Below are 17,269 nucleotides of genomic sequence, written 5' to 3'. Positions count from 1 at the left end.
TGATTCCTGTAATTTCCTAGGAAATAAAAGAAGGTTTGGCCCGGCCTTGCGGCCGGGCCCGATGATTATTTGCCGCGAGCGGCGATGACTTCGTCGGCCACGTTGCGCGGGGCCTCGGCGTAATGCTTGAATTCCATCGTGTAGGTGGCACGACCTTGCGTCTGCGAACGCAGGCTGGTCGAATACCCGAACATCTCGGCCAAGGGGACTTCGGCCTTGATGATCTTGCCACCGCCCGGGATGTCATCCATGCCCTGCACCATGCCGCGACGGGACGACAGGTCGCCCATCACAGTACCGGCGTAGTCTTCGGGCGTCTCGACTTCCACGTGCATCATGGGTTCGAGCAGCACCGGGCTGGCCTTGCGCATCCCTTCCTTGAAGGCCATGGAGCCGGCCATCTTGAAGGCGTTTTCGTTCGAGTCCACGTCGTGGTACGAACCGAAGAACAGCGTGACCTTGACGTCCACGACCGGGTAGCCGGCCACCACGCCCGCAGGCAGGGTTTCGCGGATGCCCTTGTCAACGGCCGGGATGAACTCGCGCGGCACCACGCCACCCTTGATGGCATCGACGAATTCGTAGCCACCACCGGGTTCCAGCGGTTCGAGCTTGAGCACGACGTGACCGTACTGGCCGCGACCGCCCGACTGCTTGACGAACTTGCCTTCGACTTCGTCGCAGGTCTTGCGGATGGTTTCGCGGTAGGCCACCTGGGGCTTGCCCACGTTGGCTTCGACGCCGAATTCACGGCGCATGCGATCAACCAGCACTTCGAGGTGCAGTTCGCCCATGCCGGAGATGATGGTCTGGCCGGATTCTTCGTCGCTGTGCACGCGGAATGAGGGGTCTTCAGCGGCCAGGCGCGACAGGGCGATGCCCATCTTTTCCTGGTCGGCCTTGGACTTGGGTTCGACGGCCTGCGAAATCACGGGCTCGGGGAATTCCATCTTTTCGAGCAGCACGTGGTCGCCCACGTCGCACAGGGTTTCACCCGTGGTGACTTCTTTCAGGCCCACGACGGCGGCGATGTCACCGGCAACCACTTCCTTGATTTCGGCGCGGTTGTTGGCGTGCATCTGCAGAATGCGGCCGATACGTTCTTTCTTGCCCTTGATGGGGTTGTAGACCGTGTCGCCCGACTTGAGCACGCCCGAGTACACGCGAATGAAGGTGAGCTGGCCCACGAACGGGTCGGTCATCAGCTTGAAAGCCAGGGCCGACAGTTTTTCGCTGTCGTCGGCCTTGCGGCTGATTTCGTTGCCTTCGTCGTCGGTGCCCTTGACCGGGGGGATGTCCACCGGAGAAGGCAGGTAGTCGATGACGGCGTCGAGCATGCGCTGCACGCCCTTATTCTTGAAGGCCGTGCCGCACAGCATCGGCTGGATTTCGCCAGCGATGGTACGGATGCGGATGCCCTTGTCGATTTCCTGTTCGGTGAGGTCGCCGGATTCGAGGTACTTGTTCATCAGGTCTTCGTTGGCTTCGGCAGCCGACTCGACCAGGTTCTCGCGCCACTTCTTGGCGTCTTCAAGCAACTCGGCGGGGATTTCCTTGTACTCGAACTTCGTGCCCTGCGAGGCTTCATCCCAGATGATGGCTTTCATCTTGGTGAGATCGACCACACCCTGGAAGGTGTCTTCGGCCCCGATGGGGATGACGATGGGCACAGGGTGAGCCTTCAGGCGCAACTTCATCTGTTCGTAGACTTTGAAGAAGTTGGCGCCCGTGCGGTCCATCTTGTTGACGAAGGCCAGACGGGGCACCCCGTACTTGTTGGCCTGACGCCACACGGTTTCCGACTGGGGCTGCACACCACCCACGGCGCAATACACCATGCAGGCACCGTCGAGCACGCGCATGGAACGTTCGACTTCAATGGTGAAGTCCACGTGTCCCGGGGTGTCGATGATGTTGATGCGGTGTTCGTCGTACTGGTGTTCCATCCCGCGCCAGAATGCCGTGGTGGCAGCCGACGTGATGGTGATGCCGCGTTCCTGTTCCTGTTCCATCCAGTCCATCGTGGCGGAACCCTCGTGGGTTTCGCCAATCTTGTGATTGACTCCGGTGTAGAACAGGATGCGCTCGGTCGTCGTGGTCTTGCCGGCATCGATGTGCGCGGAAATACCGATGTTGCGATAGCGCTGGATAGGGGTTTTGCGGGCCATGTTGAAAAGTCCTAGTGAATGACCGACTGGAATTACCAGCGGAAGTGGCTGAAGGCCTTGTTGGCTTCTGCCATCTTATGGGTGTCTTCGCGCTTCTTCATGGCACCGCCGCGGCCTTCGGCGGCGTCCATGAGTTCACCGGCGAGGCGAAGATCCATCGACTTCTCGCCGCGCTTCTTGGCGGCTTCACGCAGCCAGCGCATGGCCAGGGCCAGGCGGCGCACGGGGCGCACTTCGACCGGCACCTGGTAGTTGGCACCACCCACGCGGCGGGATTTGACCTCGACCACGGGCTTGATGTTGTTGATGGCGACGTTGAAGACTTCGATGGGTTCCTTACCCGTCTTGGCCTGGATCTGGTCCAAAGCGCCGTACACGATGCGTTCCGCCACGGCCTTTTTGCCGGACAGCATGACGACGTTCATGAATTTGGCCAGCTCGACACTGCCGAACTTGGGATCAGGAAGAATTTCGCGTTTGGGTACTTCGCGACGACGAGGCATTTTGATTTCCTTGTGACGATTCAGTTGGGTTGCCTGGGCAACCGCGGCTTCCATTCAGGAGAGCCACTTACCTGCCAAAGCCGGACGGCCTTGGCTGCACGTATTGGGTTGTGGATACAACCGGGGTACAGCGATGCGGCAGCCGATTATTTCTTCGGACGCTTGGCACCGTACTTGGAACGAGCTTGCTTGCGATCCTTGACGCCTTGCAGGTCGAGGGAACCGCGAACGATGTGATAGCGCACACCCGGCAAGTCTTTGACACGACCACCACGCACCAGAACCACGGAGTGTTCCTGGAGGTTGTGGCCTTCACCGCCGATGTACGAAATGACTTCGAAGCCGTTGGTGAGGCGCACTTTGGCAACCTTACGCAGCGCGGAGTTCGGCTTTTTCGGGGTGGTGGTGTAGACACGGGTGCAGACGCCGCGTCGCTGGGGGCAGTTTTCCAGCGCCGGGCTCTTGCTGTTCTCGCGACTGACTTGGCGCGGTTTGCGCAGCAGCTGAGCAATGGTAGGCATGACCTTTTACGCATCCTTTGTACTTGCGTACGTTTACGTCGATGTTCAGGTGTACAAAACTCGCCTGAAACGAATGGACGTAAAAGAGCGGGTCTTGCACGAGAATCGGGCCGCTGCAACGCGGGCCCGATGGTTTACCTAAACGATAAGATTCAGCGCATACTGAATTCTACCGCTTCTAACCGGTAAGCTCGTGAGTTTATCATGCAAAACTTGAAAGTAGCAAGCATGGCAGGCTGACACGGCCTTTCGCCGCCGGGTTCGGCGCCTCGATCGCATCAAGCGGTGCCTTTTCAAGGGTGCCGTCGAAGGGGGTGACGCCTCGGCTAATATAAAAGCTTCTTTCAGGCTTCCTGCTTCTTTCAGGCTTCTTTCAAAGAAGGTTTCCCCGATGAACATTCTTGCGCTTCACGGCATCAATCTCAATATGTTCGGACAGCGTGACCCGGCCCAGTACGGTTCCGTCACGCTGGCCCAGATCGATGCCCAGCTGCAGGCGCTGGGCCAGCAGCTGGGGGCCCATGTCAGCTGCTTCCAAAGCAACCACGAAGGCGTGCTGGTCGAACGCATCCACCAGGCGCACAGCGACGGCACCGACGCTGTGCTCATCAATGCGGGGGCCTGGACACACTACAGCTACGGCATCCGCGACGCGCTCGCCATCCTGACCGTCCCCGTTGTCGAGGTACACATGTCCAACATCCACGCGCGCGAAGCCTTCCGCCACGAATCGGTGCTGGCCCCCATCGTGCACGGGCAGATCTGCGGCTTTGGCGCTGACAGCTACCTGCTGGCGCTGCGCGCGGCGGTGTCGCTGGCGCAGCAACCCGGCGCCTGACGCCTGACGCCTGACGCCTGACGCCTGACGCCTGACGCCTGACGCCTGACGCCTGACGCCAAAAAGTCTAGCGTGCCGCTTCGAGCTGCGCCAGGACGGGGCGCACGTCGGGCGACACCCCCCACCATAGGCGGTACGATTCGGCGGCCTGCCCCACCAGCATGCCCAGGCCATCGGCCACCCGCGCAGCGCCGCGCGCCATGGCCTGACGCATGAAGAACGTCGGCTCGGCGGCATACGCCAGGTCGTAGGCCAGGCTGTCCGCACCAAGCCGGAAATCGGCCAGGGGCGCCCCCTGCCCCTTGAGCCCGGCCGACGTCGCCTGCAGCACGACATCGAAGCACTGCCCGGCAGCGGCATCCAGCGGCCCCGCCTGAAGCACGGCTGAACCATTGCCAACCGCGGCCCGAGACAGTTTCTCGCCCGGGACGACGCGGCTCAACTCACCAAACGCGTGCACCAGTGCCTGCGCCTTGCTGACCGTGCGGTTGATCAACAGCACGCGAGCCGGGCCAGCCTGCAAAATGGGCAGCAGAATGCCGCGCACCGCACCGCCCGCGCCGATCACCAGCACCCGTTTGCCCGCCAAGGCAAACCCCAGGTGCTGCTGGATGTCGTTGACCAGGCCCACGCCATCGGTGTTGTCACCCAGAATGCCGTCCGAGCCAAAGCGCAGCGTGTTGACGGCCTGGGCGGCGCGCGCCCGCTCGGTCAGCGTGTCGGCCAGCGCATAGGCCTGCAACTTGAAAGGTGCGGTGACGTTCATGCCGCGCCCACCCGCCGCGACGAATCCACGCACCGTTTCGGTAAAGGTCTCGGGGCTGGCGAGCAGGCGCTCGTAGCTGAGATCGTGACCAAACTGCCGCGCGAAAGCGGCATGGATTTCAGGCGATCTGGATTGGGCAATGGGGTTGCCGATCACGGCATAGCGTTGAGTCACGGCAGAAAGATGGCCAAGATGCAAAAAATCTAGAGTATCAAATATCACGTCGCATGCGCAGGCCGGGGTTCCCTGCCCAAGCAGGCCATCATTGACCAGCAGCGGCGAAACTTGCGTTCGCCGACGCGTGCTCATGCTGAACACGGCTCAAAAAAGCCGCCCCGGGCGAACCTGGGGCGGCTTGGTCGGCGCACTGCGTCAGCAGCTTATTCTTCAGTCGGCATGTCCGAATCGGCGGCTGAAGCCGCATCGGCCTCGCCATCGTCGCTGCCCACGTGGGCCACTTCGGAAGAATCGCCAAACGGGTTGGCCAGCTCGCGGGCGGCGGCGCGCTCGGCGGCCTCGAAGATTTCCTTCTCGTGACGCGCGATGTGGTACGCCATCCCGGTGCCGGCCGGGATCAGGCGGCCCACGATGACGTTTTCCTTCAGGCCACGCAGCTCGTCGCGCTTGCCCATGATGGCAGCCTCGGTGAGCACGCGGGTGGTTTCCTGGAAGGACGCCGCCGAAATGAACGAATCGGTGGACAGAGACGCCTTGGTGATCCCCAGCAGCACGTTGTCGTACGTGGCCGGGATCTTGCCTTCGGCTTCCATGCGATCGTTGGCGTTCAGCAGCTCGGAGCGCTCGACCTGTTCACCCGTGATGAACTCGGTGTCGCCCGAATTGCTGATGTTCACACGGCGCAGCATCTGACGCACGATCACTTCGATGTGCTTGTCATTGATCTTCACGCCCTGCAGACGGTAGACGTCCTGCACCTCGTTGACGATGTACGACGCCAGCGCCTCGATGCCCTGCAGGCGCAGGATGTCGTGCGGATCGGCGGGGCCATCGACCACGAGTTCGCCCTTGTTGACCACCTGGCCGTCGTGCACCAGCACCTGCTTTTCTTTCGAAATCAGGAACTCGTGCGCCACGCCGTCCATGTCGGTGATGACCAGACGCTGCTTGCCCTTGGTGTCCTTGCCGAAGGACACGGTGCCCGTGACCTCGGCCAGCACGCCGGCATCCTTGGGCGAGCGGGCTTCGAAGAGTTCGGCCACGCGCGGCAGACCGCCGGTGATGTCACGCGTCTTTTGCGATTCTTGCGGAATCCGCGCGAGGAAGTCGCCCACGCTGACGGCCTGGCCGTCGCGCACCGTGATGAGCGCGCCCACCGGCAGCGAAATCGCCACCGCGTGGTCGGTGCCCGCCACCTTGATTTCCTGGCCCTGCTCGTCGAGCAGCAGGATCTGCGGACGCGCCGCGCCCTTGGTGCTGCGCGTCTTGGGCGTGATCACCACCAGAGTGGACAGACCCGTGATCTCGTCCACCTGCTTGGCCACCGTGACGCCTTCTTCGATGTTGGCGAAGCGGATGGCGCCGGTGTATTCGGACACGATGGGGCGCGTGAGCGGATCCCAGGTGGCCAGCTTGGTGCCCGCCTTGATGGTGTCGCCGTCGCCCACCAGGATGGTGGCACCGTACGGCACCTTGTGGCGTTCGCGCTCGCGACGGTTGTCGTCGTAGACCACGATTTCGCCCGAACGCGACACTGCGATGCGGTCGCCCTTGCCATTGGTGAGATAGCGCAGGCCAATGGCAAAGCCCACCGAACCAGCCGACTTCGTTTCGATGGAGCTGGCCAGCGCCGAACGCGAAGCCGCGCCACCGATGTGGAAGGTCCGCATGGTCAGCTGCGTGCCCGGCTCGCCGATGGACTGGGCGGCGATCACGCCAACCGCTTCACCCTTGTTGACGAGCGAGCCACGGCCCAGGTCGCGGCCATAGCACTTGGCGCACAGACCGTGACGCGTTTCGCAGGTCAGCGGCGTGCGAATCTTGACTTCGTCCACGCCCAGTTCGTCGATGAGTTCGACCTTGTTCTCGTCGAGCAGCGTGCCCGCCGGGATGGCCGTCTCTTGCGTCTCGGGGTTGACGATGTCCACCGCCGCCACGCGGCCCAGCACGCGGTCGCGCAAGGCTTCGACGACTTCACCGCCTTCGAGCAACGCCTTCATGACGTAGCCATGCGAGGTGCCGCAATCGTCTTCGGTGATGACCAGGTCTTGCGTCACATCGACCAGACGGCGGGTGAGGTAACCCGAGTTTGCCGTCTTCAGCGCGGTGTCGGCCAGACCCTTGCGGGCGCCGTGCGTCGAGATGAAGTACTGCAACACGTTCAGGCCTTCACGGAAGTTGGCCGTGATGGGGGTTTCGATAATGGAGCCGTCCGGCTTGGCCATCAGGCCGCGCATGCCCGCCAGCTGGCGGATCTGGGCGGCGGAACCCCGGGCGCCGGAATCGGCCATCATGTAGATGGAGTTGAACGACTCCTGGCGCACTTCCTTGCCGTGGCGGTCGATGACAGGCTCGGTGGAGAGCTGTTCCATCATGGCCTTGCCCACGCGATCGCCGGCCTTGCCCCAGATGTCCACCACATTGTTGTAGCGTTCTTGGGCGGTCACCAGGCCGGAGGAATACTGCTTGTCGATTTCCTTCACTTCGCTGGACGCCTGCGCGAGGATGTCGCGCTTGGCATCGGGCACCACCATGTCGCCCATGGCGATCGACACCCCGGCACGCGTGGCCAGACGATAGCCGGACTGCATGAGCTTGTCGGCGAAGATCACCGTGGCGCGCAGGCCGCAGCGACGATACGACATATTGATGAGCTTGGAGATCTCTTTTTTCTTCAGCGACTTGTTGAGCACGGTGAAGGGCAGGCCTTGCGGCAGGATCTCGGACAGCAGCGCGCGACCCACGGTCGTCTGGTAGCGATGGATTTCCTGCTTCCACTCACCGTCCTCGCCCATGACGTATTCGGGGATGCGGGTGGTGATGCGGGTCTGCAGCTCGACTTCGTGGTTGTCGTAGGCGCGCTGAACCTCGGCCAGATCGGCCAGGAACATGCCCTCGCCCTTGCCGTTGACGCGTTCGCGCGAGGCATAGTACAGACCCAGCACGATATCCTGCGACGGCACGATGGCCGGTTCGCCGTTGGCCGGGAACAGCACGTTGTTGGACGCGAGCATCAGCGTGCGGGCTTCAAGCTGGGCTTCCAGCGACAGCGGCACGTGTACGGCCATCTGGTCGCCGTCGAAGTCGGCGTTGAAGGCCGCGCACACCAGCGGGTGCAGCTGGATGGCCTTGCCTTCGATCAGTTGCGGCTCGAAGGCCTGGATACCCAGGCGGTGCAGCGTCGGCGCGCGGTTGAGCATGATCGGGTGTTCGCGAATGACTTCTTCGAGAATGTCCCAGACCACGGGTTCCTGGCTTTCGACCAGCTTCTTGGCCGCCTTGATGGTGGTGGCCAGGCCCATCATTTCAAGCCGGTTGAAGATGAAGGGCTTGAAGAGTTCGAGCGCCATCAGCTTGGGCAGGCCGCACTGGTGCAGACGCAGCTGCGGGCCCACCACGATGACCGAACGGCCAGAGTAGTCCACGCGCTTGCCCAGCAGGTTCTGGCGGAAGCGCCCGCTCTTGCCCTTGATCATGTCGGCCAGCGACTTCAACTGGCGCTTGTTGGCGCCCGTCATGGCCTTGCCACGGCGACCGTTGTCCAGCAGCGAATCGACCGCTTCTTGCAGCATGCGCTTTTCGTTGCGCAGGATGATGTCCGGCGCCTTGAGTTCGAGCAGACGCTTGAGGCGGTTGTTGCGATTGATGACGCGACGGTACAGGTCGTTGAGGTCGGACGTGGCAAAGCGCCCGCCGTCCAGCGGCACCAGCGGACGCAGGTCGGGCGGCAGCACCGGCAGCACTTCCATGATCATCCAGTCGGGCTTGATGCCGGACTTCTGGAAGCCTTCGAGCACCTTCAGGCGCTTGGAAATCTTCTTGATCTTGGCGTCCGACCCGGTGGCCTTGAGTTCGCCGCGCAGTTTTTCGACTTCGGTATCGATGTCGATGGTGCGCAGCAGCTCGCGCACGGCTTCGGCACCCATCAGGGCGTGGAAGTCGTCGCCGTATTCTTCGGTCTTGGCCAGGTAGTCGTCGTCGGACATGATCTGGCCGCGCTTGAGCGGCGTCATGCCGGGCTCGATGACGCACCAGGCTTCAAAGTACAGCACGCGCTCGATGTCGCGCAGCGTCATGTCGAGCACCATGCCCAGGCGCGACGGCAGCGACTTCAGGAACCAAATGTGCGCCACCGGGCTGGCGAGTTCGATGTGGCCCATGCGTTCGCGGCGCACCTTGGCCACCGTGACTTCGACGCCGCACTTCTCGCAGATGACGCCACGATGCTTCAGGCGCTTGTACTTGCCGCACAAGCACTCGTAGTCTTTGATCGGGCCAAAAATCTTGGCGCAGAACAGACCGTCGCGCTCGGGCTTGAACGTGCGGTAGTTGATCGTCTCGGGCTTGCGGACTTCACCAAAGGACCACGAGCGGATCTTTTCCGGCGAAGCGATGCCGATCTTGATGGCATCGAACTGCTCGTCTTGCGAGACTTGCTTGAAGAGATCGAGTAGCGCTTTCATTATTTACGCTCCAGATCCATGTCCAGGGACAGGGATCGAATTTCCTTGACCAGCACGTTGAACGATTCGGGCATGCCCGCGTCGATCACGTGATCGCCCTTGACGATGTTTTCATAGACCTTGGTGCGGCCCGTGATGTCGTCAGACTTGACGGTGAGCATTTCCTGCAGGGTGTAGGCGGCGCCGTAGGCTTCGAGCGCCCAGACTTCCATTTCCCCGAAGCGCTGGCCGCCGAACTGCGCCTTGCCGCCCAGCGGCTGCTGGGTGACGAGCGAGTACGGGCCGGTGGAACGGGCGTGCATCTTGTCGTCCACCAGGTGGTGCAGCTTGAGGAAGTGCATGTAGCCCACGGTGACCGGGCGTTCGAACTGCTCGCCCGTACGGCCATCGGTGAGCCACGCCTGGGTGCGGCCGCTGGTGAGCTTCAGGCGCTCGGCGACGTCATCCGGATACGCGATTTCGAGCATGCGGGTGATGTCTTCTTCATGGGCGCCATCGAACACCGGGGTCGCCAGCGGCACGCCCTTGCGCAGGTTGTTGGCCAGCACCGTGATTTCGTCGTCCGTGAGGGTGTCGAGGTTGACCGCGCCGCCGCAGGCGTTGTAGATGTCCGCAAGCTTCTTGCGCACGTCCTTGACCTGCACGCCACGCTCTTGATCGAGCATGTCGGCGATGCGATGGCCCAGGCCGCGGGCGGCCCAGCCCAGGTGCACTTCGAGCACCTGGCCGATGTTCATCCGCGACGGCACGCCCAGCGGGTTGAGCACGATGTCCACCGGCGTGCCGTCGGCCATGTGCGGCATGTCTTCGATGGGGGTGATCCGCGAGACCACACCCTTGTTGCCGTGACGGCCAGCCATCTTGTCGCCCGGCTGCAGACGACGACGCACGGCGATGTACACCTTGATCATCTTCAGCACGCCCGGGGGCAGCTCGTCGCCCTGCGTGAGCTTCTTGCGCTTTTCTTCGAAGGCCAGATCGAACTGGTGACGCTTCTGTTCGAGCGCGTCCTTGACCTGTTCGAGCGCCACAGCAGCGTCTTCATCGGCTAGGCGGATGTCGAACCACTGCCAGCGATCGAGATCGTCCAGGTATTCGCCCGCCAGTTCCGTCCCTTTGGCCAGCTTGCGCGGGCCGCCGTTGGCGGTCTTGCCCAGCAGCTGCTTGCGCAGACGGTCGAAGGCATCGTTTTCGACGATGCGCAGCTGGTCGTTCAAGTCTTGGCGATAGCGGCGCAGTTCGTCGTCGATGATGGACTGGGCGCGCTTGTCGCGCTCGATGCCCTCGCGGGTGAAGACCTGCACGTCGATGACCGTGCCGATCATGCCCGAAGGCACGCGCAGCGAGGTGTCCTTGACGTCGGAGGCCTTCTCGCCAAAGATGGCGCGCAGCAGCTTTTCTTCCGGCGTGAGCTGGGTTTCACCCTTGGGGGTGACCTTGCCCACCAGCACGTCGTCGGCGCGCACTTCGGCGCCGATGTGCACGATACCCGAATCATCCAGGCGGTTGAGCTGGGTTTCGGCCAGGTTGGAGATGTCGCGCGTGATTTCCTCGGGTCCGAGCTTCGTGTCGCGGGCGACCACGGTCAGTTCTTCGATGTGGATCGAGGTGTAGCGGTCGTCGGCCACGATGCGTTCGGAAATGAGCACCGAGTCTTCGAAGTTGTAGCCGTTCCAGGGCATGAACGCGATCAGCATGTTCTGCCCCAGGGCGAGTTCGCCCAGGTCGCTGGAAGCGCCATCGGCCAGCACGTCGCCGCGCGCCACGTGATCCCCACGGGAAACCACCGGACGCTGGTTGATGTTGGTGTTCTGGTTGGAACGGGTGTACTTCTTCAGGTTGTAGATATCGACGCCCACTTCGCCGGCGATGCTTTCATCGTCGTTGACGCGGATCACCACGCGATCGGCATCGACGAAATCGACGATACCGCCGCGCGTCGCCTGCACGGTGGTGCCCGAGTCAACGGCCACGGTGCGTTCGATGCCGGTGCCCACCAGCGGCTTTTCGGGCCGCAGGCACGGCACGGCCTGGCGCTGCATGTTGGCGCCCATCAGGGCCCGGTTGGCGTCGTCGTGCTCAAGGAACGGAATGAGCGAGGCGGCCACCGACACGATCTGCGACGGCGCGACGTCCATGTAGTGCACGTTGCCCGGCGCCGTCAGCATGGTTTCACCCGCTTCGCGGCAGGCCACCAGGTCGTCCTCGAAACGGCCTTCGGCGTCCAGGTGCGCATTGGCCTGGGCGATGACGTACTTGCTTTCCTCGATGGCCGACAGGTATTCGATCTGATCGGACACGCGCCCGTCGATGATCTTGCGGTACGGGGTTTCGAGGAAGCCGTATTCGTTCAGGCGGGCGTACAGGGCCAGCGAGTTGATCAGGCCGATGTTCGGGCCTTCCGGCGTTTCGATCGGGCACACACGGCCATAGTGCGTGGGGTGCACGTCGCGCACTTCAAAACCGGCGCGCTCGCGGGTCAGACCACCCGGGCCCAGGGCCGAAATCCGCCGCTTGTGCGTGATTTCGGACAGCGGGTTGGTCTGATCCATGAACTGCGACAGCTGGCTGGAACCGAAGAATTCTTTGATGGCGGCGGAAATCGGCTTGGAATTGATCAAGTCGTGCGGCATCAGGTTTTCGGTTTCGGCCTGGCCCAGACGCTCTTTGACGGCGCGTTCGACGCGCACCAGGCCGGCACGGAACTGGTTTTCGGCCAGCTCGCCCACACAACGCACGCGGCGATTGCCCAGGTGATCGATATCGTCGATCTGGCCGCGGCCATTGCGCAGCTCGACCAGGGTCTTGATCGTGGCGAGGATGTCTTCGTCGGTCAGCGTCAGGGGCCCCGTGTTGCCCTCGAAGCAACCCAGACGGCTGTTGACCTTCATGCGGCCCACGCGCGACAGATCGTAGGTTTCTTCGGAGTAGAACAGGCGCTGGAAGAGCGCTTCGACGGCTTCTTCGGTGGGCGGCTCGCCCGGGCGCATCATGCGGTAGATGGCCACGCGCGCAGCCATCTGGTCGGCGGTGTCGTCCGTGCGCAGGGTCTGCGAGATGTAGGCGCCTTCGTTGAGCTCGTTGATGTAGAGCGTCTCGATGCCGTTGATGCCCGCCGCGCGGAACTCGGCCAGCACGGATTCGGTGATCTCGGCGTTGGCCGCGGCCAGCACTTCGCCGGTGTCGGCGTTGATCACGTTCTTGGCCAGCACGCGACCCAGCAGGAAGTCTTCGGGCACCGAAATGTAATCGACCTTGGCGTTGGTCAGGTCGCGCAGGTGCTTGGCGTTGATGCGCTTGTCTTTCTCGACAATGACGTTGCCCTGCTTGTCGGTGATGTCGAAGCGCGCGACTTCGCCCTTCCAGCGCTCGGGCACGAATTCGAGCATGCCGCCTTCGCTGCGCAGGTCGATGTGATCGAAGCTGGAAAAGTACGCCAGAATTGCTTCGGGCGTCATGCCGATGGATTTCAGCAGAATCGTGACCGGCATCTTGCGACGACGGTCGATACGGAAGAACAGGATGTCCTTCGGATCGAACTCGAAATCCAGCCACGAGCCACGGTAGGGAATCACGCGGGCGGAAAACAGCAGCTTGCCCGAGCTGTGGGTCTTGCCGCGATCGTGCTCGAAGAACACGCCCGGCGAGCGGTGCAGCTGGGAAACGATGACACGCTCGGTGCCGTTGATGACGAAAGAGCCCGTGTCCGTCATGAGCGGAATCTCGCCCATGTAGACTTCCTGCTCTTTGACTTCCTTGACCGTGGGCTTGCTGACCTCGCGATCCATCAGCACCAGGCGCACCTTGGCGCGCAGCGGCGAGGCATAGGTCAGGCCCCGCAGCTGGCATTCCTTGACGTCAAAGACCGGCGTGCCCAGTACATAGCTGACGAATTCCAGGCGCGCCATCTGGTTGTGGCTGACGATTGGAAATATCGAATTGAAGGCCGCCTGCAGTCCTTCGTCCTGGCGCTTCGCTGGTGTAGTATCTGCTTGCAGGAAGGTCTTGAACGAATGCAGTTGCGTTGCCAACAGATACGGGACGCTCTGGACGTCCTCGCGTTTGGCAAAGCTCTTGCGTATGCGCTTCTTTTCGGTGTACGAATAAGGCATGAGCACTCCGACTCGAGGGTTGCTTAGGCCGTTAACCACGGCCATGGTTTACGACTCCGGAAAACCCGGCTCTGCCACGCCACAAAGGGCGCCGAACGCGGGTTTTCTGGAAACGCAAAAGCCCGGGAAGGCTTGCAGGCTTCCCGGGCGCAGCGGACAGGGTCTTACTTGAGTTCGACCTTGGCGCCGGCTTCTTCCAGCTTCTTCTTGGCGTCTTCGGCAGCAGCCTTGTCCACGCCTTCCTTGACGGGCTTCGGTGCGCCATCAACCAGGTCTTTGGCTTCTTTCAGGCCCAGACCGGTGATTTCACGAACAGCCTTGATGACGCTGACCTTGTTGGCGCCCACTTCAGCCAGAACCACCGTGAATTCGGTCTGTTCTTCGGCGGCGGCGGCAGCACCAGCGGCGGGGGCAGCAGCCACGGCCACAGCGGCGGCAGCGGCGGACACGCCGAATTTCTCTTCCATTTCTTTGATCAGCTCGGACAGTTCGAGCACGCTCATGGCGGCGATCGCGTCCAGGATTTCAGCTTTAGTTGCCATTTTTAGAACTCCAGATAATTAAATAAGCCAGGTTTGGTTGTCGCTGGTAACAGCGAAGTTGCCCGCAGGGTGCTTACGCAGCCTGCTTCTGGTCGCGCACGGCCGCCAGGCCACGCACGAACTTGGTGGGAACTTCGTTGAGCGTACGCACAAACTGAGCGATGGGCGCCTGCATGGTGCCCAGCAGCTTCGACAGCAATTCCTCGCGCGACGGCATCGTGGCCAGAGCCTTGACACCGTCCTGGGTCAGCAGGCTGTTGGGCAAGGCCCCGCCTGTGATGACCAGTTTGTCGTTGGTCTTTGCGAAATCGGCAAGTACCTTGGCGGCAGAGACCGGGTCGGTGCTGATCCCGTAGATCAGCGGTCCGGTCAATTGCGCAGACAAGCCCTCGAAGGGCGTGCCAGCCAGGGCACGGCGCACCAGCGTGTTTTTCAACACGCGCAGGTAAACGCCCGATTCACGCGCAGTTTTGCGCAATACGGTTACGGAGGCGACGTCCAGACCACGGTACTCGGCGACGATGACCGATTGGGCGCGACCGATTTCGGCCGAGACTTCCTCGATGACCACCGCCTTTTCTTGGCGATTGAGACTCATGGTTGAACACTCCTTCTAACGACGTCGGGGAATCCCCCGACATCAACCGAATGCGGCGCACCTGGTCGAGTTCATGAATGAAATCTTCCTGGGCGCCGTCTACGCTGGATCCGGTGATGCTACCCGGGATTAAGCCCTTGCCGGATGAATCCGGCGCGGGCTCCAGCGGTCTTTGACAGCGGTGGCCGACCTTGCGGCCAGCCACAGCCCAAAGTTCTTTGTCTTAGGCGGCCAGCGAGGCCACTTCGACGCGCGCCCCGCCACCCATGGTGGAGGACACGGCAACCTTACGCAGATAGATACCCTTGGCGGCGGCAGGGCGCGCCTTGTTCAGGGCATCGATCAGGGCGCCAAGATTGGCTTGCAGCTTTTCGACCTCGAACGATGCGCGACCGATCGTGGCGTGAATGATGCCGGCCTTGTCCGTGCGGTACTGCACTTGACCTGCCTTGGCGTTCTTCACGGCGGTGACGACGTCGGGCGTGACCGTGCCGACCTTGGGGTTCGGCATCAGGCCGCGGGGGCCGAGCACCTGGCCCAGGGCACCGACGACACGCATCGTGTCGGGCGAGGCGATGACCACGTCGAAGTCGATGTTGCCGGCCTTGATGCTGGCAGCCAGGTCGTCCAGACCGACGATGTCGGCACCCGCCGCCTTGGCGGCTTCGGCTTTTTCGCCTTGGGCGAACACGGCCACACGAACCGTCTTGCCCGTACCGGCGGGCAGCACGACCGAACCACGCACGAGCTGGTCGGATTTTTTCGGATCGATGCCCAGCTGCACGGCGACGTCGATGGACTCATCGAACTTGGCCGTGGCGGTTTCCTTGACCAGCGTCAGCGCCTGGCTGACGGGGTACAGTTTGGTGCGATCGATCTTGGCAGCGATGGCTGCGGCGCGTTTGCTGAGCTTTGCCATGATTAGACCACCCCTTCCACGTCGATACCCATGCTGCGAGCGCTGCCAGCGATGGTACGCACGGCGGCGTCCATGTCGGCGGCGGTGAGATCAGGCTGCTTGGTCTTGGCGATTTCTTCGGCCTGGGCACGCGTGAGCTTGCCGACTTTCTCGCTGTTGGGACGAGCCGATGCCTTTTGAATGCCGGCGGCCTTCTTGATGAGAATCGTGGCCGGCGGAGTCTTCATGATGAACGTGAAGCTCTTGTCGGCAAAAGCGGTGATCACCACCGGAATCGGCAGACCAGGCTCCATGCCCTGCGTCTTGGCGTTGAACGCCTTGCAGAATTCCATGATGTTCAGGCCGCGCTGACCCAGCGCCGGCCCGATCGGGGGGGAAGGATTGGCCTTACCAGCTGGCACTTGCAGCTTGATGAAGCCGACGATTTTCTTCGCCATGCGATGCTCCTGTCGGGTGATTGCGCCCGCCGCGTGCGCGGTGGGCTCCCCGGGTTAAATGCCGCCACGTCGCGCCAGAAGCGCGGCCTGGTGGTGAAAGATCAGACCTTTTCGACCTGACTGAAATCGAGTTCGACGGGCGTTGCGCGACCGAAGATCGTGACCAGCACGCGAACCTTGCTTTTTTCGTAGTTGACTTCTTCGACGTTGCCGTTGAAGTCGGCAAACGGGCCTTCCTTGACGCGGACGGTTTCGCCCACTTCGAAGAGCACTTTGGGGCGCGGCTTTTCGACGCCTTCTTCCATTTGCGACAGAATTTTTTCGACTTCGCGTTCGGAGATGGGCGCGGGCCGATTGCCCGAGCCACCCAGAAAACCGGTGACGCGGTTGGTGCTTTTCACCAGGTGCCAGGTCTCGTCGGTGAGGTCCATCTCGACCAGGACATAGCCCGGGAAAATACGACGCTCGGAGATGGACTTGCGGCCATCCTTGATTTCGACCACTTCTTCGGAAGGCACCAGGATGCGACCGAAGGCGTCTTGCAGACCCGCCCGGTCGATACGTTCGGCCAATGCCTTATGAACGCTTTTTTCCATGCCTGAATAGACATGGACGACATACCAGCGCTTGCTCATTCGAAGAGGTTTCCTTAGTTCCAGCCCAGCAGCAGACCGTAGATGATCCAGCCCAGCAGTTTGTCAGCCACCCACAGCAAGGCCCCGATGGCGATGACGAAGGCAAACACGATGGCCGTCATGCGCGTGGTTTCGGGGCGGGACGGCCAGACCACGCGGCGCGTTTCGTTGTAGGATTCGCGACCAAAGGCCACGGTGCGCCGACCGGTGTCGCTGAACCAGACGATGAGGGCGGCGACGACGAGACCGGCAATGAAAACGCCCACCCGCAGATAGACGGATTGATCGGCCAGAACCGAATACGCCACGATACCCGCCACGAGCACCAGGACAGCCAGGCCGAGCTTGAGCCGATCGGCGGTTTTGTTGACTGTTTCTACGTTTTGATGCGACATAATCTGGCGATTGATGCCGCAGCGATTGCGGCAATATGAATGGTGGCAGGGGCAGAAGGAATCGAACCCTCAACCTTCGGTTTTGGAGACCGACGCTCTGCCAATTGAGCTATACCCCTAGACCTGCAAAAACGGTGGTGTGTTGCCACACCCCGTTCTTTTGAAACTGCGGTGGGCAGCCAGCCCACCATTGTA

The 17,269-nt window shown here is 62.1% G+C and carries 13 protein-coding genes and 1 tRNA gene; 1 reads left to right on the top strand and 13 read right to left on the bottom strand.

Annotated features, from left to right (window positions below; translation table 11 throughout):
* Positions 1 to 65 precede the first annotated feature (65 nt).
* From fusA to rpsL, 3 genes are all read right to left on the bottom strand, one after another.
* Positions 66 to 2,168, bottom strand: a complete 2,103-nt coding sequence (gene fusA / locus CCA01S_RS14590; RefSeq protein ID WP_066459809.1) for an elongation factor G — start codon at positions 2,166 to 2,168, stop codon at positions 66 to 68.
* 32 nt (positions 2,169 to 2,200) lie between these two features.
* Entirely contained in the window at positions 2,201 to 2,671 is a 471-nt protein-coding gene (gene rpsG / locus CCA01S_RS14585; RefSeq protein ID WP_066459810.1) for a 30S ribosomal protein S7, read from the bottom strand.
* A 146-nt stretch (positions 2,672 to 2,817) separates the two neighbouring features.
* Entirely contained in the window at positions 2,818 to 3,192 is a 375-nt protein-coding gene (gene rpsL, locus CCA01S_RS14580; protein ID WP_066459807.1) for a 30S ribosomal protein S12, read from the bottom strand.
* A 391-nt stretch (positions 3,193 to 3,583) separates the two neighbouring features.
* Between rpsL and aroQ the strand changes: the two genes are divergently transcribed.
* Positions 3,584 to 4,030 (top strand): type II 3-dehydroquinate dehydratase, encoded by a 447-nt coding sequence (gene aroQ / locus CCA01S_RS14575; protein WP_066459805.1) that lies wholly within the window; start codon positions 3,584 to 3,586, stop codon positions 4,028 to 4,030.
* Between the two features lie 67 nt (positions 4,031 to 4,097).
* Here the strand turns inward: aroQ and aroE are convergent, their stop codons facing one another.
* From aroE to CCA01S_RS14525, 10 genes are all read right to left on the bottom strand, one after another.
* Entirely contained in the window at positions 4,098 to 4,970 is an 873-nt protein-coding gene (gene aroE / locus CCA01S_RS14570; protein ID WP_066459801.1) for a shikimate dehydrogenase, read from the bottom strand.
* Between the two features lie 206 nt (positions 4,971 to 5,176).
* A complete protein-coding gene (gene rpoC / locus CCA01S_RS14565) occupies positions 5,177 to 9,436 on the bottom strand; it encodes a DNA-directed RNA polymerase subunit beta' (protein WP_066459799.1) in 4,260 nt (1,419 codons plus the stop codon).
* A complete protein-coding gene (gene rpoB / locus CCA01S_RS14560) occupies positions 9,436 to 13,548 on the bottom strand; it encodes a DNA-directed RNA polymerase subunit beta (protein WP_066459797.1) in 4,113 nt (1,370 codons plus the stop codon). The genes rpoC and rpoB overlap by 1 nt, the downstream gene beginning before the upstream one ends.
* A gap of 164 nt (positions 13,549 to 13,712) precedes the next feature.
* A complete protein-coding gene (gene rplL, locus CCA01S_RS14555) occupies positions 13,713 to 14,090 on the bottom strand; it encodes a 50S ribosomal protein L7/L12 (RefSeq protein ID WP_066459796.1) in 378 nt (125 codons plus the stop codon).
* A 73-nt stretch (positions 14,091 to 14,163) separates the two neighbouring features.
* Positions 14,164 to 14,688 carry a 50S ribosomal protein L10 gene (rplJ, locus tag CCA01S_RS14550; RefSeq protein WP_066459795.1) on the bottom strand — a complete coding sequence of 175 codons (525 nt, stop codon included), beginning with the start codon at positions 14,686 to 14,688 and terminating at the stop codon, positions 14,164 to 14,166.
* 223 nt (positions 14,689 to 14,911) lie between these two features.
* On the bottom strand, positions 14,912 to 15,607 hold the full coding sequence (rplA, locus tag CCA01S_RS14545) for a 50S ribosomal protein L1 (RefSeq protein ID WP_066459794.1): 696 nt from the start codon (positions 15,605 to 15,607) through the stop codon (positions 14,912 to 14,914).
* Positions 15,608 to 15,609: 2 nt separating this feature from the next.
* Positions 15,610 to 16,044: a 50S ribosomal protein L11 gene (gene rplK / locus CCA01S_RS14540; RefSeq protein ID WP_066459792.1), complete on the bottom strand. Its 435-nt coding sequence runs from the start codon at positions 16,042 to 16,044 to the stop codon at positions 15,610 to 15,612.
* A 101-nt stretch (positions 16,045 to 16,145) separates the two neighbouring features.
* Positions 16,146 to 16,679 carry a transcription termination/antitermination protein NusG gene (nusG, locus tag CCA01S_RS14535; protein WP_066459790.1) on the bottom strand — a complete coding sequence of 178 codons (534 nt, stop codon included), beginning with the start codon at positions 16,677 to 16,679 and terminating at the stop codon, positions 16,146 to 16,148.
* Positions 16,680 to 16,693: 14 nt separating this feature from the next.
* Positions 16,694 to 17,074, bottom strand: coding sequence for a preprotein translocase subunit SecE (gene secE / locus CCA01S_RS14530; protein WP_066459788.1), 381 nt, complete (start codon positions 17,072 to 17,074; stop codon positions 16,694 to 16,696).
* A gap of 43 nt (positions 17,075 to 17,117) precedes the next feature.
* Positions 17,118 to 17,193, bottom strand: a tRNA-Trp gene (locus CCA01S_RS14525).
* Positions 17,194 to 17,269 lie beyond the last annotated feature (76 nt).

It is taken from the genome of Castellaniella caeni NBRC 101664 (assembly GCF_001592225.1).
GTDB classification, from domain to species: Bacteria; Pseudomonadota; Gammaproteobacteria; order Burkholderiales; family Burkholderiaceae_B; genus Castellaniella; species Castellaniella caeni.
This window is presented reverse-complemented; position numbering and strand designations above follow the sequence as displayed.